This window comes from Cerasicoccus maritimus (genome assembly GCA_031296935.1).
GTDB classification, from domain to species: Bacteria; Verrucomicrobiota; Verrucomicrobiia; order Opitutales; family Cerasicoccaceae; genus Cerasicoccus; species Cerasicoccus maritimus.
In genome coordinates this window covers 16,015-39,316 of sequence record JAVDPD010000005.1, presented here as the reverse complement: position 1 = coordinate 39,316, position 23,302 = coordinate 16,015, and the positions used below count along the sequence as shown (strand labels likewise).

Here is a 23,302-nt window from a genome sequence, read left to right as displayed (position 1 = left end):
TGAGCTAGCCTCTTCTTTTTAACTCGTGAAGGTTGTCCATCATTACAGGCATGGGAACCCCCGGATGGGGGTTTTTTACGTAGTGGCAGTGTTGCTTTTTGGCGTGCTGGCCAGTGGCTTGGCATGGCGACAACTGGTCATGCACCAGGAATACCGAGAGCGCGAAGAACGCCAAAGCCAACGGCGCATCATCCAGCCCGGCCCCCGCGGCAACATCTACGACTACTCCGGCAAAATTCTCGTTGGCAACCGCCCGCGCTTCTCAGCCGTGGTTTACCTCGAAGAGCTCCGCAGCGAATTCCACAAAGAATACGTCCGTATCAAACGCGAACTGGAAGACGCCCACGACGCCTCGGGCTCAGAGGAAAAATTCACCTTCGACTGGGAGGAGATCCTTTGGCAGGCGCGCGAAAATGTGCTCCAGAAATACCTGGATGAAATCAATGACATCATCGGCACCAACAATCAGCTGAGCCGCCGGGACATCCGCCGCCACTTTGGCGAACGCCTGCTCATGCCGTTTGAGCTGTTCAGCGATTTGACGGAGGAGCAATATGCGCGCCTCATTGAGCAGCTCCCGCTCGGCTCCGTTATTGGCATTTACACAGACACCACACGCTACTATCCGCATGGCCCGGCCGCAGCCCACGTCCTTGGCTACGTGCGAGGTAGTTGGCAGATTCCACCGGCCGATCTACCCGGAGAAAACCTACGCACCTACAGCTATAAGAGCGAAGTCGGCATCAATGGGCTCGAAAAAGAATTCAACGAGGTGCTCCAGGGCGAGAGTGGCGGCGAGGTTCACCGCGTGGATAATTTCCAATACCAGTTCGGCGATCCCATTGCCCAAAAGAACGCCAAGCAAGGCGAGTCCATCCAAACCACGCTCGACATCGATCTTCAGCTTGCGGCGGAAAAGGCCCTCGGCGACCGCACCGGCGCCGTCGCAGCGATCATGGTGGAAACCGGCGAGGTGCTCGTGCTCGCCAGCAGCCCCGGCTACGATCTCAACGACTTCAGCCCCCGCCTCACCCAGGAAACCGTCGACGAGATCAATGAGAAAGGCGCCTGGGTCAGCCGCGCCACCAAGGGCCTCTACCCGCCCGGCTCTACCTTTAAATTGCTGACCTCCGTCGCCGGCATGCGCGCTGGCACGCTCGACCCGGATGAGCAGGTGAAGGGCGGCTCGTATTTCCGCGTCGGCAACCGGCTGTTCCCCGAGCACAACGGCGGCCCTTACTACAATATCGATCTGCCCATGGCCATCGAGAAGAGCTCCAACGTTTACTACTACGACCAAGGAATCCGCGCGGGCATTGATAACATTTCCGCCGAAGCCCGCCGCTTTGGCTTCGACACACCACTCGGCTTGGAGTTGCCCTTTCCTCAAACCCGCATGCTCATCCCTGACAAAGAATGGAGCCGCAGAGTCCGTGGCTACGGCTGGCGCCCAGGCGACACTGCCAACGTCGCAATTGGCCAGGGCGACTTGCTCGTTACCCCCCTCCACGTGGCTGCCTTTACCGCTTCCCTCGCCCGCCGCGAAACCCGCACCGACCTGACGTTGATCAAGCGCCAGCCTGGCGAAGTCATCGACCACGGCGGCGAGCCCATCGGCATCAGCGATTACGAATACAACAAAATCCTCGAAGGCATGGAGCGTGTCGTCGGCCCGCGCGGCACCGGTCGCTACGCCATGATTGACGGCATCCGCATCGCTGGCAAAACCGGCACCGCGCAGGTTAAACGCCCCTCCGGCAAAATCACGCTGGCTTGGTTCGCCGGCTTTGCGCCAATTGAAAATCCGCAAATCGCCATCGCGGTCATCGTCGAGGGCACGTCTTCCACCGACCACTACGCCGGCGGCTCGACCGCTGCGCCCGTGGCCCGCGCCGTGATGAAGGAGTTCTTCAAGGAGCGCGCCGCCGATGAGCTGCTCTCCATGCAGCCCTAACTCGCGATGAATTGGAAGTGCACTTGCGCCTACGATGGCAACGGCCTCAATGGATGGCAAAGCCAGCCCGGCGGCAACACCGTCCAGGACTTCATCGAGATGCGCTTGGAGCAGATTTTCAAGACGCCCTTGCGCATCCACGGCAGCGGGCGCACCGACGCCGGGGTCCACGCCAAAGCCCAGGTTTTCCACTTTAAAGCCGACTGGGATCACGGCGCTGACAAGCTGGAACGCGCATTCCGCAGCGGCCTACCCGCCGGCATTCAAGTCTATCGCGTGCAGGAGGCGGCGGACGACTTCCATGCCCGTTTTTCCGCCACCGGCAAGCGCTACGCCTACCGCCTATTTGAGGGCTGGGCCCGCCCGTGGGAAGCCCGCTATTGCTGGGAGCTCGGACGCCGCCGCCTGGATCAATTTGCCATGAACGCCGCCGCCGCGCAGCTCCTTGGCCAGCACGACTTCACGGCCTTCAGCGCCAACCGGGGCGACGGCTCGGAGGACAACCCCGTCAAGGATCTGCGCATGCTGGAGGTCCGCCGCAAAGGCGCGACATTGACCCTCGTCACCGAAGGCAGCGGCTACCTTTACAAGATGGTGCGCAGCCTCGCAGGCACGTTGGTCGAGGTCGGCTTAGGCAAGCTCACCCCGCAGGAAGTCCGCGAAATTTTAGAGAGCCGCCAGCGCACGAACCGAGTCGCCACTGCACCTGCCAAGGGCCTCTGGCTGGAGCGGGTTTATTATGGGGAAGCGGCAGTAGAGCCCGCTGAGTGATTTAGATTGCGACAGATTAATCGCGCTGATTTATCCCTAAACATGTTGTTACGGTTCATCTCGATTGCTGGTCTAGGTCTGCTTGCGGCGACTACGACACTCGGCGCTAAAAGCACCTACGAAAACTGGACGTCGTCATCGGGAACTTCATTGGAAGGACGTTTCATCGGCAAGACCGAGAGCTCAAGCACCTCCGAAACCTACTGGATCGTTGACCGCAAAGGCGCCCTGTATCCGCTCTCAGCCCAACAATTCAGTCCTGAAAGTTTGACCCGCGCCAAGACCCTCAGCCAAGCTAAAGCATCACTCCCGGAACCACACGATTACAACGGCATCGTCTCTGAAATGGATGACGCGGAATCGAGGCGAGTCGCTGGTATCATCGCCGCAAGTTTTTTCAAGGTGGCAAGCTACTCCGATACGCGAGTCCGCGATTTCATGGAGCTGCTGACGAACGAAATCCATGAACAATTTCCCGACCAGCCCACAATTCTATACGAGATTGTCGATCCGGAATACGAGAGCCGCGACATCAATGTAAGTGTGCGTGGCATGCATGGCGATCTCGTGCTCGAATTCATGCTTGGCTCTGTTGAACTCACCTACTGGCTGGACAACGGTAGACTCATGGTCGGCAGCCATCAAGACCGAGACAAGGCGCTGAAGTAAGCGCGTCTCCTTAGAAAAACTCCGGTCCAGCGGGACGCTGGCTGGCTAGCCTTTCCAGACTTTCTTCTCCGGCACGGGCAGCCCACGCGCTTCGAAGGCGGTGCGGAAATGAAGCTTCGCGAAGTCGCCGAGGCGAGCGTCGCCGAACTTCTTAACGATCTCCTTGGCCTGGTCCTTGACCTTCTTGCTAGCGCCTTTGGCGAGGGTCATGTCGGCGTCCTTGGAGAGCGCGGCCATGCGGCGCACGTATTCCGCGCGGGCGCAAATCGACGCTGCCGCCACGACCGGATCGGACTCCGCCTTCGTGCGCATTTGCAGGTCAAATTCGGTCGCCGCATAGTGGTCCTTGGTCAACGCGCGCTGCACAAGCGGTTGCTTGGAAAACTGGTCAAGCAAGCCCCAGGGGACCTTCTTTTCGTCGAGCGCGGCTTCAAGGCACTTGGCGTGTTGCCAAGCCAGTAGGCGATTTAAATTACTACCAAACTTCGCGTAGAGCTCGTTGTATTTCGCCATGCGCAGGCACATGCGCTTCACGACGACGCCCTTGGTCTCGCAGATGATTTTATCGAGCTTGAGGATGGCTTTGTCGCTGGTGATTTTCTTCGAATCCTGAATCCCCTTTTCGCGCCACTCGTTGACCATGTCACCCGTAGCGATGACGCAGCAGGAAACCAGCGGCCCAAACAAGTCGCCCTTGCCGGATTCGTCGAGGCCAGCGTGGTCGGTGAACCACTCGGGATTGTTGACCTCGTCGTAGCCCATTTGGGGATCGTGGGTGATCTCGCCTTCGAGCACAAACGTCACCCAATCCTCGGTCTTCTTGCCCTGCACGACGAGCTTGCCCGACTCGTAGCCGACGATGTTCACCTTGTCGCCCTTGTAGCCAAAGTAGGCATAGTCGACGGCATAAAATTCCCACAAACGCTTCTCGCACCACTCCTTCACGAGCATCATTTGCTCGTCGGTGATTTTGATCGTGTAGAGCGTCTTCTTCTTTGGGCCTTCGTCTTCGAGGTCTTGCTGCTTCTTGCGCTTGGGCATGGGTGAGGAGGAAAAAGTAAAAAGGAAAAAGATTAAAGGAGAAAGCTACGGAATGAAACGAAATCCGGTTCGAAGGCAATGTTTGCTCAAACCACCACGTCGGAGTCCGCAATTGCACAGTGTGCAAATCTAACGGTCCAGCGGGACGCTGGCTCAACCCCGCTTAACGAACCGCTTCAGCAGCTTCAAAATCTCGGCGCTGTCTTCGAACTTCAGGCCCACCAGGATCGCGAAATACATACCCGCGCCGACCGGGATGATCACCCCGCAGCTCACGAACGCCGCATGCTTGCCCGGTCCCATGATCATGTAAATCATTGTCAACAGCGACAATGCCACGGCCGCCATGCCGATCGAGGCCAGCAGAATTTTCCCTGCTGCTTTCCACAGACGAATGCCCGCCAGCTCCGGCCGCTTTTTCACGATCCCCCGCCCCAGGCACACGGCAAACGCGAGTGAGGACAGTAAATTACCCAGCGCAAGGCCCTTGGCACCCAGCGGAATCATCAACGCCGCGCCGCAGCCCGCGTTGATCAAAAACGCCAAGAATGCGAATTTGACCGGCGTCTTCGTGTCCTTAAACGCGTGGAAACCGCGCGTCATAAACGTGCTCACGGCAAAGAGCGGCATCGCCCCGGCCAAGATCATCAGCAGCGGACTCGTCAGCGATACATCGCCTGCGCTGAAGCGCCCCCACTGGAACAGGGTTGCGATGATCGGCTCGCTCAGCACGATCAGCCCCACGGCGGCGGGAGCCGTCAGTGCGAGGGTCATTCGTAGACCATGCCCATAGCTTTCCACCAGACCATCGCGGTCTTCCGCGGCGGCCATGAGGCTCATTTGCGGGAAAATCACCGTCGCAATGGCCACGGCAAAGATGCCCATCGGCAGCTCGACGAGGCGGTTCGCGTAATTAAGCGTCGTCGTGGCGGTGTCATCGAGCCCGAAGGCGAGCACACGCGAGACGAGGATATTGATCTGCAAAATCGCCGCCCCCCAGAGCCCGGGGATAAAGAGCCGCTTCAGCTCGTCCATGCCCTCCACCGGGCCGCGCTCCAGCCGCGGGCGCCAGCCTTCGCGCCACAGAGCCCACATGGCCGTCAGCAACTGCATCGCGCCGCCCACGAGTACGCCGACACCAAGCAGGAAAACGAGCTCGTCCTTCGGCAGCTTCATCTGCAAGCCGCCGATGAGCAGCGCGGCAATGATGCCGATATTCAGCAGCACGTTGGACAAGGCCGGCACGGCAAAACGGTTGCGCACATTGAGCACCGCGCCGAGGATCGCTGTCAGGCAAATGATCGGCATGTAGGGCATCATCAGGATGCTCAGGCGCGCGCCCAGGGTCCACTGCTCAGCAATGGGCTTGGCGGCAAAGTTATCCGCCCCGTAAAGGTGCAGCAGCACGAGGTCCGCCCCATAGAAGCCGAGGCATAGCAGCACGGTCAGGCCGATGGTCAAAACCGCCAACCGCAACAAAATTTGATTCACGAATCGGAATGCCCGCGCGTCGTCCCCGTCCTTGGTGTGATCGGAGAGCACCGGCACGAAGGCTGAGGTTAAGGCCCCCTCACCGAACATCCGGCGAAACAGGTTGGGCAGCATGAATGCGAAAATAAACGCATTGCTCGCCAGCGAAACTCCCAGAAACGCCGCCGTCAGCGCATCCCGCAGCAGCCCGAGCACACGGGAGCCCATCACACTAATGGAGACGGTTATCATGCTTTTTAAGCGCTGCGACATGTTGGCTTTTAGTTTGCTTAGTAACGGGAGTTGTCTTTTCTGTAAGGCGACTACTCAATTTCACAAGTCATTCCCCGACAACCTGAAACTTTCACGATGTCTCTGATCAATCGCTTATCCATTCGCCTTCAAAATCACCCCAAGCGCCTCGTCTACGCCGAAGGCGCCGACCCGCGCATTATCCAAGCCGCCCGCCTCTATGTAAATCGCGGCCTTGGCGTGCCGATTCTACTGGGCGAACGTGCGGTGATCAAACAACGCGCCGAGCAGCTCGACATCAAGCTCGACGGCATCCGCATCATCGACCCGTCCGACAGCGAGGAGATGGCCGACTTCGTCATCAAGTTTCAGGGCCTGCGCCGATTCCGTGGTTTCAACGAACAGGAGGCCCGCGACTACCTGCTGAACACCTCCTATTTCGCCACCATGATGCTGGCCACCGGCTCGGCCGACGCACTGGTCTCCGGCGCCACCGCCACGGCCTCCAGCGCCCTACGCCCACTCTTCCGCATCATCCCGATGCAAAAGGGCGTGGAAACGGCGTCCTCCATTCTCATCCTCGAAAAGGAAGACGCCCGCATCGGCATCGACGGCGCCCTGTTCCTCTCGGACTGCGGTGTTATCCCTGACCCGAATCAGGACCAGTTGGCGGACATGGCCATCACCACCGCCCTCCTAGCCAAGCACCTCACCAACGAGCCGCCTCGCGTGGCCATGCTCAGCTTTGCCTCCAAGAAGGAAGGCACTAAGAACCCATCGCTTCTCAAGATGAAGTCCGCCACCGCGCTGGCCCGTGACAAGGCCCGCACACTAGGCATCGATGTGGACATCGACGGCGAAATTCAGGTGGACGCCGCCCTCGTGCCCGGTGTTGCCGAGCAAAAAGGCATTAAGAGCAGCGTCGCCGGGAAGTCCAACGTGCTCATTTTCCCGGACCTTAATTCGGGTAACATCGCCGCCAAGCTCTCGCAAATCGTCGCCGACTGCCGCGCCTATGGCCAGATCATCACCGGCCTGTCCAAGCCCGCTGCGGAAATCTCCCGTGGTGCAAGCGCGCACGACATTTTTGGGGCATCGGTCATCGTCGCCGCCCAAGCCGTCGACCCGAAGTATCTCTTCCCGATGGATTGATCCGCCCGCCGAGCCAATTCGTTTAAACCTTTAAGAGACGCGTCCCCCATATGCCGCCGAGAAAGACCAAAAACACCATCACCGCCAAGCCGTTTGCGGGTGACGAAGACCTCGCCACCATGCTGACCTCGCCGCGCAACAGCACCACAAAGCGCATCTTCGTGGCCGCCACGCGACAGAATGATGGTAAGACCACCAGCTGCCTCGGCCTCTACGGCGCCATGCGCACGCGCACGCCCGACGTCGGCTTCATCAAGCCCGTCGGCCAGCGCTTCGTGGAAAAAGACGGTCACAAGGTCGACGAAGACTCCGTGCTGCTCGACGCGATTTACGACGTACGCATCCCGATCGACGCCATGAGCCCAGTCGCGGTCGACGGCACCTTTACCCGCCGCTTCCTCGACAACCCGGACGAAAACCTGCCCATATTGCAGGACCGCATTTGCCGCGCATTCGACCGCGCCGCCTACGAGAAGGAAGTCTGCATCATCGAAGGTAGCGGCCACGCCGGTGTCGGCGCGGTGTTCGACCTCTCCAACGCCCAGGTAGCCAAGCTACTCGGCGCCAAGGCGATCATCGTCGCCCAGGGCGGCATTGGTCGTCCCGTGGACGAAATTGCGATCAACAAGTCGCTCTTCGACAAGCACGGCGTGGAAGTGATCGGCGCGATTCTGAACAAGGTCCTACCGGACAAGATCGACACGGTGCGCACCTACGCGGGCGAAGGCCTCCGCCGCCTCGGCGTGCCGCTGCTCGGCGTGCTCCCGATGGCCAAGCAGCTAGCCGCGCCGAACCTTTCTCAAATCGTCGAGGAAATCAGCGGCCGCTGGATCAATGGCCGCGAACAAGCCGCCAACGAGCGTATCCTGCGCGTCGTCATCGGCGCCATGACCGCGAAGGGCGTCATCGATTACCTCCAGCCCGGCGTGCTGATCATCACCCCCGGCGACCGCGACGACATCATTTTCTCCGCCATCGCCAGCGCCGGCATCTCCGGCAAAAAGGTGGTCAGCGGCATCATTTTGACGCGCAACATCCTCCCCCACCCCAAGCTCATGGAGATGCTCGCGCAAACGAACATCCCCTGCGTCATTTGCAGTGAGGAAAGCTACACCGTCGCGAGCCGCATCAACGCAATGACCGTCAAGACCCAGCCGCAAGACACCGACAAGATCCCGATCATCCGCAACTTGATTTTGGACCACGTCGACATCGACGCGATCTGGAACGCGTTTTAAGGGATTAGCCACAGAAGGCACAAAAGCGCGCAAATTTGCTTTTGTGTTTTCTGCGCCTTTTTGCGGCTATCATTAGATGACTCCGAAAATTAAAATCTGCGGACTAACGCGCTGGACAGATGTTAGCGGCGTACTCGATCTCGGCGCCGATTATTGCGGGGTGATCGTGTATCCGAAGTCACCGCGCGCGGTGACGCGTGATCAGGCATGGGACCTCTGCCAGCGCATTCCCGCCGGCAAACGCGTGATGGTCGATGTCAACACCGGCGCCGACGAGCTCGAAGGTTGGGCCGACTGCGGCTTTGACCATTTTCAGATCCACTGCGACATCGATGTGAGCCTCGCCACCCTTGCAGCGTGGAGCGGCCTCGTCGGCAAAGATCGCCTGTGGCTCGCGCCAAAGATTCCGCCGGGTCGTTCTTTTCCACAGGAGATATTGGAGTTTGCCGACACCATCCTCGTCGACGCCTACCACAAGGATAAATACGGCGGCAGCGGCCAAACCGGCAACTGGGATCAGTTTGCCGACTGGGCGGCCATGTACTCGCATAAGCGCTTCATCCTCGCCGGCGGTCTGACTCCGGACAACGCGCTCGAAGCCCTGCAAGCCAGCGGCGCGGAAACCATGGACTTCAATAGCGGCGTCGAGGCATCGCCCGGCATCAAGGACCCGGCCAAACTCAAGGCCCTCTTCGAGGCCCTCCGGGGTTAGCGAGCAATGAGCCTCGTTGACGCCATTTACCGCAAACGGTCTGGTGACAAAGACGGCTACTCGCTCTTCAGTCCGCGCCTGCTCCTCACCAAGCTCCAGAATTGGCTGCTCCTGCTAGAGCACGCTCATTGTGCCGCAGCGCGAAGCCCTCGCCCTGCTGCCACGGCCATCTGCTTTTCCGCGTTGATTTCCGTGGCCGACGCGATCATGGCGTACGGGCTCGAAGAAGTGACCGAGTAGCTCAGTTTAGACTGGCTCGAAGATCACCTTGGTGATGTCCGGCTCTCCCTTGGGCAGACTCTCCGGCGCAAACAACGCGGCGGGGATCGACATATTCAGCGCCGCGCCGGTCACCCGGAAACGCGTTTTGTCGCCGCTTCGTTCATCGATCAGGTCGATTTCCTTCACGATGTACTGGTCTTCAATTTCCTTGAAGCCGCCGACATCCAACGTGCGCAGGCGCTTGCCTTCGGTGTCATACATTTTGGCGGACAGCGGGGCGTTGAAACTCGCGTCGATGGCCAGCTCGACGGCGGCCAGATCCGGCATGCGCTCGGCAACATCACCCGGAGCGTAAAAGGTAAAGAAGTGTGCCGGACGCCCACGCGCGAGGCGCGTCGACTTCGTGTATTCATAGACGTCCCAATGCGCGAACGGCATCACGAAGTCATACGGCGTGTAATTCATTTCCGGGAAGAAGGGCTCGCCCTGCTCTTCCTTGCTCAGCTCCACGGCCTTACCATCGCGCAGCTTCCACACGCGTGGCTCAGCGCCGCCCTGCACGATGTATTCGCGGGTCTTGGTTGCGCGCTTGCCCTTGGGCCAAACCGACACACGGTTCAGCGGGCCTTGCTCATTCCACGTGCCCCACATGATGCCCTGGTAAACGACATCCTTCGCGCGCGCTGGTTGGTGGACCAGATCAAACAGGAAAATAAAATCTCCGCGCAAACGCTGATGGCGGAAGGATTCAATGATCTCGCGCCCTTCTTCCTGGTCGATTGTATCAACCGGCTGGGGACCACGAGCGCGCTCACCAGGCTTCTGGGCAAAGGCCAAAGGAGCCAGGAACGCAAGCGTCAGGGTAATGATTGCCAATCGCATAAATTACGGCATTTCGCCGGGCAATGCAGACAAGCTTACTGCGCTTTTGTTTCGGTCGATTCGGTGGCCGGGGTAACTTCTGTCGCGGCCTTTTTGGCATCAGCAGCAGTCGATTCTACCTGCTCGGCGGCTGCTTCGGTTTGCGCGGCCGTCTCTTCGCTGGGTTTCACTTCGATGCTGTCCTCGGTCACGATCATCGTGCCCTGGTCGGTGGAAACGGTCGTGGTCGCGGTTTGCTCACCGTTTTGCTGAGCGGTGGCGGACCAATCCATACCCTGCGGCAGACTCACTAGCGGCTTGGTTTCTTCCTGGGCGGGCTCGGTACCCGGAGCGGCGATTTCAACCGGTAACGTGTTGGCCGGGCCGCCTTCTTCGGCAACAGCCAAGTTGCCCAGGTAAAGGCCGAAGCAAAGGATAAAAAACGCGACTGCACCGATGATGGTGCCCTTAGTCAATACATTGCCCGCGCCAGCGCCCAAAGCGGATTCTGCAGCACCGCCACCCATGGCGGATCCCATGCCAGCACTGCTCGCGCGTTGCATCAGGATAATCAATATTAAATAGCCGCTGACGAGGATCAGCAGAAGGGTCAAAAGGCCAAAAATAATTGCACTCATATCGGAGTTATTCGGGAAAACCGCGCAACATGAGCCTTCTCACCAGCAGTTTCAAGGTTTTTTATCAATACTATATGCCGATACACTCACCTGTAGGGTGAGAGGTATATAAATGACGAACAGCTAGCTACAGATTAGGGCACTTCAATTAGCCTCCCATGAGACAAACTTGTGGCAGTCTCTTGCTCAGGCTCCACGTTGCCTCACAACAGCTCGCACCGGGCAAGCTAGCCCGATATCATCTCCGTACTACCGCGTACAACCAATTCATGCTTGAAGCGCTGAGTTTTGGCTTCCGGCAAGTCACCCTCCTCACGATATTCAAAAAGATACCGGCAACAAGCAGTGACCATTTCTTCGATTGGTATGCTCATGGTCGTGATATCCGCATGGCTGGAATACGGATCGTTGTCATAACCAGTAATCATGACATCGCCGGGAACTTGAAAACCACTTCGGTGCAAATAGGTCATGAGACGCGAAGCGGCAGAATCCGACCAACAACTCACTACTGGCACCTGCCCCTTAGCCTTCGACTCGCGTAAAAAATCAAAGAACTCTTCCTTCTCTGATGAGTCGTCTTTCAGCGCAGACTCGAAAATCACCATCGAGTCGCCCTCTGCAAGATTTTCCTGGGTAAACTTCTTGAAAGCCTTCTCTCGCCCACCAGATACCTTTGTACGCGTTACATTGGACAACATGACCATCCGACGGCTGCCAACTTCTTCGTAAAGGTATTTCAGGATGATTTTCATCGAAGCTTCATCGTTATCTGCGGCTTGGAAAAGCCCATCCATCTTGGGAACCTTCCGCCGAATCAAGCCCACCGCAACACCATTGCTCAAGAGCTGGCTAATGTAGTTCTTATAATCCCCATTGGGACAGAAAACCACCAGCCCCTTGCAACCTAACGAGTAAATGCCACCGCTTTTGCTAGGATCGAGGCGGCGAGTGATATCCTCCTCGGCAAAAAGCTTACAGTCATAGTCTCGGTTGGACGCAATCGCACGAAAAGTCGACACCGCGCGATTATAAAAACCATCGTGCATACAGCCGGCCTCAGGCAGCACAATACCAATCGAGCGTGTGGTCATACGTCGCGCTGCCGATACGTTGCCCAACAAATCGTAATTTAACTCACGAGCGACCTGACGCACTTTCTCACTGGTCGCCTCACTGATGTCGCCCTTGTTGTTCAGCACGGAGGAAACCGTGTAAATGGAATAACCTGACGCTTGAGCAACGTCGCGAATGGTAGCTCTTCGTTTATTTTTCATGTACTACTAGGCTAACTAACAACATAGAATCACCTAACAGAACAACCGTATTTTTTCCTAAATTGTTAAATTCTTGAGACGCCCCAGCATTACAGGTGTGATGTTCATTTAACAACTGGCACCGTGCCACCAGCGTCATGTTGATATCCCACAGTGCACAATATTCCAATCCGTGGTCAAATAAATCCACCTGCCGATCCAACTCCTCGTGCAAGTGCTGCTCAAATCGGCGTAATACCATTATTGAAAGTAGCGACCTGCCCCAACAACCACAAATCTCCAATAGACCAAGCAGCTACCAACTGCTCGACAGACTCAACTTTTAAAGGTAACGGTAAAAGCCGACAGGCTGTTTGAGCAGACTCACTGCAACATTCATTGAGCCATTAACCGCTGTATGCGATTTATGCCGCGCCGACGACCTCCATCCGTACGCCCGAGAGGTCATATTGTCGGCGGTTGGCTTGCTCCGTGACCTCTCTTAATTCATCACGCATGGTCGCCATCTCGGCCTTTATTTGATTAAAACCCTGGATGCCCGACAATTGCTGTTGCAGACGCTGAATCGACTCGATGATCGATCCATAATGCTCCTCACAAACAGCCAAGCGTCGTTCCAGCTCAGCATAGCCTGCATCCGCTTGAGTGTCGTTTTGCTTAGCCACAGTTTTCTGAGGCGGTGTGGGCGGCTCAGCCACACGGAAAAACGAGGTGTGGCCCTTGCTCGGCATTTTCAACCCTGGGCGCACCGCGATCTTACGCCACTTGAAAACTGGCTCTACCGGATCATCTTGGTGGCAAATCGCGAAGACTGCATCTGGGCGCAACTTGACCGATTCCTCGATCATGCTCAGCGACATTAGCCGGTCAACAGCCTGTCCATTATGAGCAAGGCGCCAAGCATCGCGCCGATTGTGACACTCCATTTCCCGTCGCAGGGAGGCAAATGATACATACTTCTTCATAGTGCAGATAAGAAGCGTCGTCAGCGAAAATTATTCCCTAGAAACAAAGGGATACACCTAAACCCAGCCAAATCGGAACCCAGTATTAGCCAAGGGCCAGCGCAACGGATTCATTTTAACTACACAGAGCACAGAGGACGCAGAAATCTTGTAAAGCACAGCCACAAAGGAATTAAGAAAACGGCACACCTGGTATATCAGCAATCCGTGGCGGAAACATTTCACTCTGTGCTCTCTGCGTCCTCCGTGTTCTCTGCGGTTATTGAAAAACCTCGCGCCGGAGACTTCCCTAGCCTACGCCCACGCCCATGTGGTCGCCCATACGGGCGTAGAGCTCGCGGCCCGCGGCGGTGTGCTCCAGGAGATCTGCGTCGAGCTTGACGGTACCGGGCTCAAAGAGTGTCAACGTGCTGGAGCCGCCAAAAGCAAAATAGCCCTTCTCGCCACCCTTCTTGGTCCACTGGCCAGATACGTGGGTTTGCCGGATCGTGCCGACGCAGGTCGCGCCAACTTCGATCAGCGCAATGTCGCCAAAGTCGTCGCTGTGCAGCAGCGTAACTTCGCGCTTATTCGTCCAGAAAATATCGAGGCGCTGGCGCAGGGCCACGGGGTTAACCGAATACAGAGGGCCGGGAATTTTACGCGGCGTCTGGCGCGGGTGATCCGGCACGCCAGCGGCAGGAAAATGGAAACGGTGGTAGTCCACCGGGCATAGGCGGGAGAGCACCAGCGCGCCGCCGCGGAATTGCGCCCCCAGCTTTTGGTCATCGAGCAAGGCGTCGATGTCGAAGCTCTGCCCCTTCACGAAAACCTGATCGATCTGCGACGAGTCCTGCCAGCCGAGGTGGCGACCATCGGCGGGAAACACCACGCTGTTAGGCTGGTCGTCGATGGGCCGCGCCTCGTCCTTTAGCTGGCGCGTGAAGAAGTCGTTGAAGCACTCGTAGTAATCCGGTGGGCGGAGGAAGTCCGCGGCGTCGAGGCCGTATTCTTTAATAAATGGGAAAACCTTGGCAGCGCTGGCCTTGCGGTTCATTTTCCAGCCATACCAGCGGGAGAAGAGCGCGCGCTTGGCGGCGAGCTCCACAGTCAGCTTGCCGAGCGGCGTGCCGTAAGCCCAGGCCAGCCAAGCCTCGCCAAAGACCTGCTCGGTCTCGATTTGTCCAGTGTAGCGGTTGTAGAATTCGATGGGCTCCATGTCGCGCAAACCAGTATGGCTACGGGCTCGGCAGACGGAAATCAACCACGATCGGTCAACCAATGTTCCGTGCTGCAAGACCGCGTCGCAATCAGGGATATTACGCCGAGAATGTAAAATCTGACCGCAGGTGCAAAAAATCCGTTTTTCCGCTTGCCGGGGTGGCGGGTGAGGTCTTTTGTCTGCCGGTTAATGTCAAGTGACCCGAAGCCCGCAGTTCTCGCCTTGGAAGATGGATCCGTCTTCCGCGGCAAAGCCTTTGGAGCCGCCCGCACTGTTGTGGGCGAAGCCGTGTTTAACACGTCGATGACCGGCTATCAGGAAATCCTCACGGATCCCTCCTACTTCGCGCAAATCGTCACCATGACGGCCGTGCAAATCGGCAACTATGGCATCTGCCCGGACGACGAAGAATCTGACGGCCCGAAGGCCTCCGGTTTCGTCGTGCGCGACCTGAGCCCGGTGGTCAGCAACTGGCGCAGCGTGGAGTCCCTGCCGGACTACCTGACGCGCCACAACATCCCCGGCCTGTCCGGCGTGGATACCCGTGCAATCACCAAGCGCCTCCGCGTGGCCGGTGCTATGAACGCCTGCCTCTCCACCGAGGGCCTCACCGACTGCGAAGCTATCGAGCGCGCCCGCGAGTGGAGCGGCCTAGTTGGCGTGGACTACGTTAAGGCCGTGACCTCCAAGGAAGCCTACCAGTTTGAGCCCAACACTGACCGCAAGCCGTTCACCGTGCCCGGCACCACGCTCTACCCGGACCCAAGCCAGGAGAAGGTATACAAGGTCGCCGCAATCGACTTCGGCGCCAAGCGCTCGATTTTCCGCAAACTCCGCATGCACGGCTTCGACGTTTGGGTACTGCCCGCCGACGCCAGCCCGGAGCAAATCCGCGAGCTCAACCCGGACGGCCTCTTCCTCAGCAATGGCCCGGGTGACCCGGCCGCCGTTACCTACGCGCATGAAACCGTCGCCAAGGTCATGGAAGACTACCCGACCTTTGGCATCTGCTTCGGCCATCAGGTCATCACACACGCCCTAGGCGCGCCGACCTACAAGCTGAAATTTGGTCACCGTGGCGGCAATCAGCCGGTTAAGAATCTCGAAACGGGTGCTGTCGCCATCACCGCGCAAAACCACGGCTTTGCCGCCAAGCGCGAAGACCTGGAAGCCCGTGGCGCGGTCGTGACGGAAATCAACCTGAACGACGACACCGTCGAAGGCCTTCGCCACAAAGATCTGCCCGTGTTCAGCGTGCAATATCACCCGGAAGCAGCCCCAGGTCCGAACGATGCCGACCCGCTCTTTGCTGACTTCTACAAGCTGGTTGCCAAGGTAAAGGGCTAAACCTCCAGGCAAACTTTTTGCCACGAAGGGCACGGAGATAAGGAGTAATTTATGACTCCATGCCTCCGTGCCCTTCGTGTTTAATGAGCAACTCCCGTCCCTGCCGATCCATTAATCGACTCCATTCATGAGTCTAATTCATCATAAAAAGGGTTCTACAGGAATCTTGCTTGCTATTGATAAAATAATGTCACAAATTCGACGTCACCCCGTTGCACGTCCCATCCCCGCAGGTTTGTTAGCAAGCCCGCATGTTTGAATTTTCCTGGCAGATATTAATCGCGTTCCTGATTGGAGCGCTCGTTTCGGCTGCCTGCGTTTGGGCGGTATTCAGTAGCAAAATCACGCGTGAAATCGCCCGCCGCAAAGAAGAGGTCGAGCAGGCCCAACGCTCCGCTGACGAATCCACACGCCTGACTAAGCTTGAACTCCTTGAAGAGCAGCAAAAGCGCCGCAAGGAGCTCGAAACCGAGATAGACGAGCGCGAAGAAATTATTCGCCAGCGTGAAACCGCCTCCCTCGAAAAAGAGACGCAAGTCATCAACCGGGAAGACCGACAAGTCGCCTCCAGCAAGCGACTTGCCGAAGAAATGCGCCGCGTCAAACGTTACCGCGATGCCTACCGATACCGCCTCCGCAAGCTGACCGGCATGCCCAAAGAAGATGCTCTCGAAGCCTGGCGTGAAGAAATTCGCAACAGCGATGACGAAGTCGCCAAGGAGATCAAGCGCGAGGTTATACTGGAGAGCGAGCAGGCTTACCGCGCCGAAGCACAGCGCATTTTGATCGACGTCATGCAGCGCATCACGGCGACCCCGCCCAATGAGATCAGCGCCACCCTCGTCGACCTGCCCAATGAGGACATGAAGGGCCGCCTGATCGGCCGCGAAGGCCGCAACATCCGCGCCATCGAATCCTGCACCGGCGTCACATTGATGATTGATGAAACGCCCGGCACGCTGCTCGTTTCGTCGTTCGACCCGGTCCGCCGCGAGATTGCCCGCATTGCGCTGGAGAGACTGATCAAAGACGGCCGCATCCACCCGGTTTCCATCGAAGACACCGTCACCCAGGTTCGAGACGAGCTCAAAGACAGCGTTATCGAGCTGGGCGAACGTTCGCTGCTCAAACTGCGTTTGCACGGCGTGCATCCGGAAATCGTCTCCCTGCTGGGCAAGCTCCACTATCGACTTTCGAACAACCAAAACACGCTGGAGCACTCCATCGAAGTGGCGTATTTCTGCTCCCTGCTGGCGTCCGAACTAGGGCTCGATCCCGACCTCGCCAAGCGCTGCGGCCTCTTTCACGACCTCGGCAAGGCCATCGACCACGACTACGAAGGCAGCCACGCCTCCAGCGCCGCGATGCTCCTCAAGCGCTATGGTGAGGACGAACGCGTCGTCAACGCCGTGGCCGCCTCGCACGACGAAGTCGCTCCCACCAGTGTTTACGCCGGCCTCCTTCGCGTGGCTGACGCCCTTTCCGCCAGCCGCCCCGGCGCCCGCGCCAACGCCCTCGAAGGCTATCTTCAGCGCGTCCGCAGCCTGGAAGACATCGCACGCGAAATGGACGGCGTCTATGAGGCCTATGCGGTGCAAGCAGGCAAGGAAATCCGCGTGATCGTGGAGCCCGACCACATGGATGACCAGGAGGCACGCCGCCTCGCCCGCAGCATTCGTCGCCGCATCGAAGACGAGCTACAGTATCCGGGCACGATCAAGGTGACCGTCATCCGGGAATCACGCTTCGTGGAAACGGCGAAGTAAATTCTTTAACGTTTAGGGTTTCCACCAGTTGATATTGCAGATAGGTTGATTCGTTTAGAAACCTGCTATGAAAACTTGGAATGAAGAAAAGGCGGTCGCCATTGAGGCCGTTATCGCCGCCAGTAAGCTTTGTGAAAATGTGCGCCAAAAACTAGGCGCTGGCGACTCCGCCCAAAAGGAAGATCGCTCCCCGGTCACCATTGCGGACTACGGCTCGCAAGCCGTAATCCTCGCCGCGCTCGCCAAGAGCTTCCCGTCTGACCCAATCGTTGCCGAAGAAGACGCCGCTGAACTCTCAGGCGACGCCCAGACCGAGCTGCGCAACAAGGTCGTGGCCGAAGTTCAGGTGATCGACCCAAGCGCCAACGAAACAAGCGTTATCGAAGCCATTGACCGCGGCAACTACGGTGGCAAGGACGGACGGTTCTGGACGCTCGATCCCATCGACGGCACCAAGGGCTTCCTCCGCAAAGATCAGTACGCAGTCGCGCTGGCGCTAATCGAAGACGGCGAAGTCGTCTTTAGCGTGCTCGGCTGCCCCGCGCTGCCCCACATGCTCGACTTGCCCACCGGCCCGATCGGCTGCCTACTCGTTGCCCAAAAGGGCCACGGTGCCGAAATTTACGACATGACTGGTAAGATGATTTCCGGCGCTGTGGTGGACGATAATTTCAACCCTGCCCTGGCCAAGATTTGTGAGTCCGTCGAAAGCGGCCACTCCAAGCACGATTGGGCTGCCGCCATTGCGGAAAAGCTCGGAGTGACCACGGAATCGGTCCGCATGGACAGCCAATGCAAGTACGCCGCAGTTGCGCGGGGTGATGCATCCGTTTACCTGCGCCTGCCCACTCGCCCAGGCTATCAAGAGAAGATTTGGGACCACGCGGCGGGTATGCTCGCCGTGCAGGAAGCTGGTGGCAAGGTGACCGACATCCACGGCCAGCCACTTGACTTCGGCCAGGGCCAAACGCTCAGCCTGAACCAAGGAGTCGTGGCCACCAATTTGCACGTCCACGATTTTGTTATCCAAGCCATCGCAGAAACCAAGGATGAATTCGCTCCCCAGTAGCCTCAGCGACACATTACAAACTGGCCTCCCGGTCTCCATCCCACTCTGGGAAGATGGCGCTCCCTTCGCGGGCGATGCCCTCCCCGGACTGCCTCGGCTCACGGTTTACCTGCCTAGCGAAGAGCATCGCACTGGCCAAGCCATAGTCGTCTGCCCCGGCGGCGGCTATTGCATGCTCTCTATCGCAAAAGAAGGCCATCGCGTCGCGCGCTTCTTGAGCAGCAACGGCATTCTGGCGGCCGTTTTAGAATACCGCTACGCGCCGTACACGCACCCCGTTCCACTGCTCGACGCCCAGCGCGCCATCCGCCTCGTGCGCCACCACGCCAGTGACTGGTGCGTGAACCCGTCGCAAGTCGGCATCCTCGGCTTCTCCGCCGGCGGCCACCTGACCGCCTGCGCTGCCACGCTGCCCGCCATTACCGAAGGTCTCAAAGGCGATGCAATTGACCAACTCGACTGCCGCCCTGATTTCGCCGCACCGATCTACGCCGTGGTGTCCATTTTCGAGCCCTATGCCCACCTCGGTTCGCGCCAAAATTTACTTGGTGATAAAGCTGACGATATGGCGCTCATTGAAAAGCTTTCGCCAGAGCGACACGTCTGCGAGAGCACACCGCCTTGTTTCCTGATGCACACCAGTGAAGACCCCGTGGTCGTGCCAGAACACAGCATCGCGTTCTATCAGGCCCTGCTCCGCCACAACGTCCCGGCTGAGCTGCACATCTACGAAAAAGGCCCACATGGCATCGGCCTAGAGCAGAGCCACCCCTGGGGCCCTGCCTTACTGAGCTGGCTTCAGAATAGGTTGTAAAGGCCAGCAGACATGCAATATTGCCACCGCCGCTTAAGTGTGTTTATCTATTTACACTCTTAACCACTGCGAAAGGCTGCTGCATGGACGACAATTCAAAGGAAATTCAAGTTAAACTATCACCGGTTGCATCCATTGTGGTGTTGGTCGTCATCGGGCTCATCGGCGGCGGCATTTATCTGGTGAAGCCTGAGTTGCTTCACAAGCTCCCGATTACCACAAACCTGAAAGGCGGCAGTCTCGATACGCTGACCAAGGAAAATTACTTACCCCAAATCGAGAGCAGTCTGAAGCTCATGCTCAGGGGCCAGTTGCTCACCCAACTCGCCAATAGTGGGGCTTCACAGGCCGAATTCGACGCGCTGAGTGAGATAAAAATTGTTTCGATTAGCGCAGAGCCCATAGGCTACTTCAAGAGTGAAAACGCATTCTGGATGGAAAAAGACCTGCGTACGGTTAAAATCAAAGTGCGTTTCACCGCAGGCGGCAAATCCTACAATGCAAATGGCGACTTCACTGTCTCAGGCGCCAGTGACCGTATCAGCCTCGGCTCAGTAAAGGTCATCTAGCCCGAAACTGCATTCGAGATTGGCAGTAGGCGTTTGGAAGAAACAGTCCGCCATCGACCACGTCGAGGGCTACATAACCGTAGCTCCAAGCGCACTTGCTCTGCCATAGCTTGTGCGGGCGATGTCCTTTTAAACGTCCAGACGCGACACAAGTTTGCAGTAGCCCATTACCACGCACCTCAGCTGCTTTTTAAGCCTGCAACAACAGTTTTGTATCCAGAGCTGACATGAAGTTTCCGGGTTGAGCAAGCACTGGACCCCGCAACTTCATGCTATCCCTAAAGCTATGGCCAAAATGAATTTCAAGCTGCTGCGTAGCTTGCCCTGAGGTATTCCAACGAGATACCACGCGACCTTGCCTGATGAATGCCTGCACATCCTCGTCATAATCAACCAACTTGGAGTAAGCAGTTGGCCCTAAATAATTTATGCGATGCAGACGCTCTATAAATGGTAGCAAAAAGCCCCACCGAAATCGGTGGGGCGTAAGATAAAATACATTTTCTCCAGCAGAAACTACTTTTTCCGGCGACGATGAATTAACGCTGCGCCCAATACACAGAAACCAGCAGTCAACGCTACCGTTGATGGTTCGGGCACCGTTACGGTAAACGAATCCATCTTTACAGCTGTAGTTCCAGGACCTTCAATAAAGAATCCGAAATTTGTAATATTTCCTGTTGGGAATGCGATGGATGCTTCCTCAAGAGTCTGCGACGAGATAGAGATTGGATCCCCACTGTTAGCAGTGAAATCCATGATTCGCCACATCGAAGTATCTTGCTCGAAGTCCAATGAAAAATATGTCCACGTATTATCAACACCAACAAAAGTCGAATCAGTAACCAACCAGACGGAGCCAACCTGCACTGCTAGCCGGAAATTGCGGTTATTATTTTCGGTGTACCAGCTAAATGATGTATTATTGGGGCTGATTTCTCCGAATACAGCTTGCTCAGCGGCACCCGCAGTATAGAGGGAACCGGATGATGACGTCACATACATAAAAATTGCACCGGTTTCATAGGGGGAAGTTGCTGTAATTGAGGAATTGATGTTTCCCCCGTAGCTAACTGGCTCCCCTTCAGGACTCGTTGGAGCACTAGCAAAATCCTGCAAAGAATTGCCGAATTGAGCACCAAGTGTTAAATTACTGTTCCCTCCGTTGTAAGACTCCCAGCCAGCCGCAGTGGCATTCGCGTTCGTGGACGTACTAGTCCAATCAAAAGTCTGACGGTAAACGATAGTCTGAGCTTGCAGTTCAGCAGCCGTGCTAATTGTCGCGCAAGCAACAAGGATTCCAATATAGGATTTTGTAGGTATCATGATGTTGGGATATAGTTTTAGGGTTAAAGATCGTTCAAGGTTTTGGTAATGTATTCATACTCAGCCTTGAAGCTGTTCCGCATTCCAAACTTGGTGCTCTAAAGGATTACTCAGATATCTATGAACTTGGTTAGGGGGTTTGAGTGAAATGAAAGAACTAAAGAGCACAATAATCAGTAGACTTTCATGCCACGCCAGTATTTCACTTCACCACCATATTGGGAATGTTCTCATTCCGACACAAGTATTAAATTTCATATTTTTTATCCCCTACTCAAATGCGACACCAATGCCTACATCCATGAGCCAAGCCACCAGTAGAAAACCGATCTACATATTCCCTTAACAACTGGACGGCAGGATGCGGCGAACCGAGGATATGAGGCTATTTTACAGAAAATCAGTAGCGAAAATGCCTTCACTTCCCTCAAACCCAATCCTCACCGGCATGCATCCAGATCCAACGATATGCCGTGTTGGGAACAAATTCTACCTCGCAACGAGCAGCTTTGGTCAATTTCCGGGTGTACCGCTTTATGAGAGCGAAAACCTGCAAGAATGGAAGTTCCTAAGACACATCTTATCGCGGCCCTCACAGTTACCCTTTCAGCATGCTCAAAACTTTATCACTGGAGGAATCTTTGCGCCCACGATTCGCCACGATGGAAAACGCTTCTATTTAATCACGACCAACATAGACAATGGCGGGCACTTCATAGTAACCACTGAAAATCCCGCAGACGAATGGTCAGAGCCAATCTGGATCGACCCCATCCACCAGGGAGGCATCGATCCCTCACTTACATTTTTAAAGGATGGCCGAACTTTATTTCAAGCCACGGCCGCTGCCGAGCTAGGCGAAGAGCCGGGGTTAATTCAATTCGAAATAGACCCTCTGAGCGGCAAAGGGTTAACTGAGCGAAAGAATATATCCTCAGGATTTGGCGGCAAAGCAGTCGAAGGACCACATATTTTCTTCCGTGGCGAATTTTGGTACCTGCTCGCTGCCGAAGGAGGAACCGAATCCAACCACCGAGTAACCATTGGGCGCTCAGCTTCACCGTGGGGACCGTTCACTGCGTGCCCTGACAACCCAATATTTACCCATGCTGGCATAGAGTCTCCGATTCAAAATACCGGCCATGCAGATATGGTCAGCGACCAAGCGGGCAATTGGTGGATGGTCTTCCTGGGAGTCCGCACGATTGGCTACCCACCTGTACATATATGTGGGCGAGAGACCTTCATTGCACCCGTAAAATGGGAAAATGATTGGCCAGTGGTGAACCACGCAGCTCCTGTGAGTGAATCGACACTCGCTCAGCGCGGCGGATCAGATTTAGATTGGATGGACGACTTTAGTAGCACTCAGCTAGGGCATCGCTGGGTCACAATTGCATCAACCTACCAAAAGGCCACTGAAATTGCTCCTGGAGTCGGATTCATACTAAAGGCGCTTTCCACTAGCCTATCAGCGAGTGGTCCCATCGGATTTCTTGGCACACGACTCACCGAAAGATCAATTCGCTGTAGTTTAACCATAAGCTCTGTATCCATTAATTCTGAGGGCGGAATCTGCGTCTACATGAATAAGGATGGATATTATTCATTAGGAATCAGAAGGAGTAATGATCAATCTTTTGTGCGCTTTACAAAACGCATTCTAGACATGGTTACTGTAGTTGAAACTCCGATCGAGCTTTCGGAGAATTACCACTTCCAAGTGGTCCTGACGGCAGAAGGCGACCCTTGGTCAGCCGACTCCAGCAGCTTCATCTTCAATGTCGCAACAGAAGATGGGGTATTTACCGAAATTGGTCGCGGCATTTCCCGCCTACTCTCAACCGAAGTTATTGGCGGATTCAGTGGCTTACTCATCGGACCCTATTGCCTATCCGCCCAGAAAAATGCGTCGATGACTCTAAAACACTTCGCATACATGAACACTCAGCCTCAGGAAACATAAGGGGATTCTGAAAAATAGCAGA

General features: G+C 56.5%; 21 protein-coding genes. 13 read left to right on the top strand and 8 right to left on the bottom strand.

Annotated elements, in window-relative coordinates:
- Nucleotides 1-82 precede the first annotated feature (82 nt).
- The 3 genes from RBB62_RS04540 to RBB62_RS04530 are packed head-to-tail and all read left to right on the top strand — an operon-like array spanning nt 83 to nt 3,394.
- Nucleotides 83-1,954, top strand: coding sequence for a penicillin-binding transpeptidase domain-containing protein (locus RBB62_RS04540; protein ID WP_309397493.1), 1,872 nt, complete (start codon nt 83-85; stop codon nt 1,952-1,954).
- A gap of 6 nt (nt 1,955-1,960) precedes the next feature.
- Nucleotides 1,961-2,725 carry a tRNA pseudouridine(38-40) synthase TruA gene (truA, locus tag RBB62_RS04535; protein WP_309397491.1) on the top strand — a complete coding sequence of 255 codons (765 nt, stop codon included), beginning with the start codon at nt 1,961-1,963 and terminating at the stop codon, nt 2,723-2,725.
- Between the two features lie 42 nt (nt 2,726-2,767).
- Nucleotides 2,768-3,394, top strand: a complete 627-nt coding sequence (locus tag RBB62_RS04530) for a hypothetical protein (RefSeq protein ID WP_309397489.1) — start codon at nt 2,768-2,770, stop codon at nt 3,392-3,394.
- 45 nt (nt 3,395-3,439) lie between these two features.
- Here RBB62_RS04530 and rnhC read toward each other — a convergent pair whose 3' ends face one another.
- Together rnhC and murJ are read right to left on the bottom strand one after the other, a co-directional pair.
- On the bottom strand, nt 3,440-4,435 hold the full coding sequence (gene rnhC / locus RBB62_RS04525) for a ribonuclease HIII (RefSeq protein ID WP_309397487.1): 996 nt from the start codon (nt 4,433-4,435) through the stop codon (nt 3,440-3,442).
- Nucleotides 4,436-4,588: 153 nt separating this feature from the next.
- Nucleotides 4,589-6,178 carry a murein biosynthesis integral membrane protein MurJ gene (gene murJ / locus RBB62_RS04520; RefSeq protein WP_309397485.1) on the bottom strand — a complete coding sequence of 530 codons (1,590 nt, stop codon included), beginning with the start codon at nt 6,176-6,178 and terminating at the stop codon, nt 4,589-4,591.
- Between the two features lie 96 nt (nt 6,179-6,274).
- Here murJ and RBB62_RS04515 point away from each other — a divergent pair, with 96 nt between their 5' ends.
- From RBB62_RS04515 to RBB62_RS04500, 4 genes are all read left to right on the top strand, one after another.
- Complete coding sequence (locus RBB62_RS04515; protein WP_309397483.1) at nt 6,275-7,309, top strand: phosphate acyltransferase; 1,035 nt, start codon at nt 6,275-6,277, stop codon at nt 7,307-7,309.
- 50 nt (nt 7,310-7,359) lie between these two features.
- Nucleotides 7,360-8,547 carry a phosphotransacetylase family protein gene (locus tag RBB62_RS04510; RefSeq protein WP_309397481.1) on the top strand — a complete coding sequence of 396 codons (1,188 nt, stop codon included), beginning with the start codon at nt 7,360-7,362 and terminating at the stop codon, nt 8,545-8,547.
- A 76-nt stretch (nt 8,548-8,623) separates the two neighbouring features.
- A complete protein-coding gene (locus RBB62_RS04505; RefSeq protein ID WP_309397479.1) occupies nt 8,624-9,259 on the top strand; it encodes a phosphoribosylanthranilate isomerase in 636 nt (211 codons plus the stop codon).
- 6 nt (nt 9,260-9,265) lie between these two features.
- Nucleotides 9,266-9,499 carry a hypothetical protein gene (locus RBB62_RS04500; RefSeq protein ID WP_309397477.1) on the top strand — a complete coding sequence of 78 codons (234 nt, stop codon included), beginning with the start codon at nt 9,266-9,268 and terminating at the stop codon, nt 9,497-9,499.
- 6 nt (nt 9,500-9,505) lie between these two features.
- On the opposite strand, the gene RBB62_RS04495 is transcribed toward RBB62_RS04500, so the two are convergent.
- From RBB62_RS04495 to RBB62_RS04475, 5 genes are all read right to left on the bottom strand, one after another.
- Entirely contained in the window at nt 9,506-10,363 is an 858-nt protein-coding gene (locus RBB62_RS04495; RefSeq protein WP_309397475.1) for an outer membrane lipoprotein-sorting protein, read from the bottom strand.
- A gap of 35 nt (nt 10,364-10,398) precedes the next feature.
- Nucleotides 10,399-10,980 (bottom strand): preprotein translocase subunit SecG, encoded by a 582-nt coding sequence (secG, locus tag RBB62_RS04490; RefSeq protein WP_309397474.1) that lies wholly within the window; start codon nt 10,978-10,980, stop codon nt 10,399-10,401.
- Between the two features lie 227 nt (nt 10,981-11,207).
- Nucleotides 11,208-12,257 (bottom strand): LacI family DNA-binding transcriptional regulator, encoded by a 1,050-nt coding sequence (locus RBB62_RS04485; protein WP_309397473.1) that lies wholly within the window; start codon nt 12,255-12,257, stop codon nt 11,208-11,210.
- A 404-nt stretch (nt 12,258-12,661) separates the two neighbouring features.
- On the bottom strand, nt 12,662-13,222 hold the full coding sequence (locus tag RBB62_RS04480) for a hypothetical protein (protein WP_309397471.1): 561 nt from the start codon (nt 13,220-13,222) through the stop codon (nt 12,662-12,664).
- Nucleotides 13,223-13,511: 289 nt separating this feature from the next.
- A complete protein-coding gene (locus tag RBB62_RS04475; RefSeq protein ID WP_309397469.1) occupies nt 13,512-14,420 on the bottom strand; it encodes a phosphatidylserine decarboxylase in 909 nt (302 codons plus the stop codon).
- Between the two features lie 192 nt (nt 14,421-14,612).
- Here RBB62_RS04475 and carA point away from each other — a divergent pair, with 192 nt between their 5' ends.
- The 5 genes from carA (at nt 14,613) to RBB62_RS04450 (ending at nt 19,988) form a co-directional block, all read left to right on the top strand.
- The gene (gene carA / locus RBB62_RS04470; protein ID WP_309397467.1) at nt 14,613-15,770 is read left to right on the top strand and encodes a glutamine-hydrolyzing carbamoyl-phosphate synthase small subunit; all 1,158 of its coding nucleotides are present in this window, start codon (nt 14,613-14,615) and stop codon (nt 15,768-15,770) included.
- A 251-nt stretch (nt 15,771-16,021) separates the two neighbouring features.
- Entirely contained in the window at nt 16,022-17,536 is a 1,515-nt protein-coding gene (gene rny, locus RBB62_RS04465) for a ribonuclease Y (RefSeq protein ID WP_309397464.1), read from the top strand.
- Between the two features lie 67 nt (nt 17,537-17,603).
- The gene (locus tag RBB62_RS04460) at nt 17,604-18,605 is read left to right on the top strand and encodes a 3'(2'),5'-bisphosphate nucleotidase (protein ID WP_309397462.1); all 1,002 of its coding nucleotides are present in this window, start codon (nt 17,604-17,606) and stop codon (nt 18,603-18,605) included.
- The gene (locus RBB62_RS04455) at nt 18,586-19,419 is read left to right on the top strand and encodes an alpha/beta hydrolase (protein WP_309397460.1); all 834 of its coding nucleotides are present in this window, start codon (nt 18,586-18,588) and stop codon (nt 19,417-19,419) included. Before RBB62_RS04460 ends, RBB62_RS04455 begins: the two co-directional genes overlap by 20 nt.
- A gap of 83 nt (nt 19,420-19,502) precedes the next feature.
- Nucleotides 19,503-19,988 carry a hypothetical protein gene (locus RBB62_RS04450; RefSeq protein WP_309397458.1) on the top strand — a complete coding sequence of 162 codons (486 nt, stop codon included), beginning with the start codon at nt 19,503-19,505 and terminating at the stop codon, nt 19,986-19,988.
- 516 nt (nt 19,989-20,504) lie between these two features.
- Here RBB62_RS04450 and RBB62_RS04445 read toward each other — a convergent pair.
- Nucleotides 20,505-21,314 carry a PEP-CTERM sorting domain-containing protein gene (locus RBB62_RS04445; protein ID WP_309397456.1) on the bottom strand — a complete coding sequence of 270 codons (810 nt, stop codon included), beginning with the start codon at nt 21,312-21,314 and terminating at the stop codon, nt 20,505-20,507.
- Nucleotides 21,315-21,726: 412 nt separating this feature from the next.
- Here RBB62_RS04445 and RBB62_RS04440 point away from each other — a divergent pair, with 412 nt between their 5' ends.
- Nucleotides 21,727-23,280 (top strand): glycoside hydrolase family 43 protein, encoded by a 1,554-nt coding sequence (locus RBB62_RS04440; protein ID WP_309397454.1) that lies wholly within the window; start codon nt 21,727-21,729, stop codon nt 23,278-23,280.
- Nucleotides 23,281-23,302 lie beyond the last annotated feature (22 nt).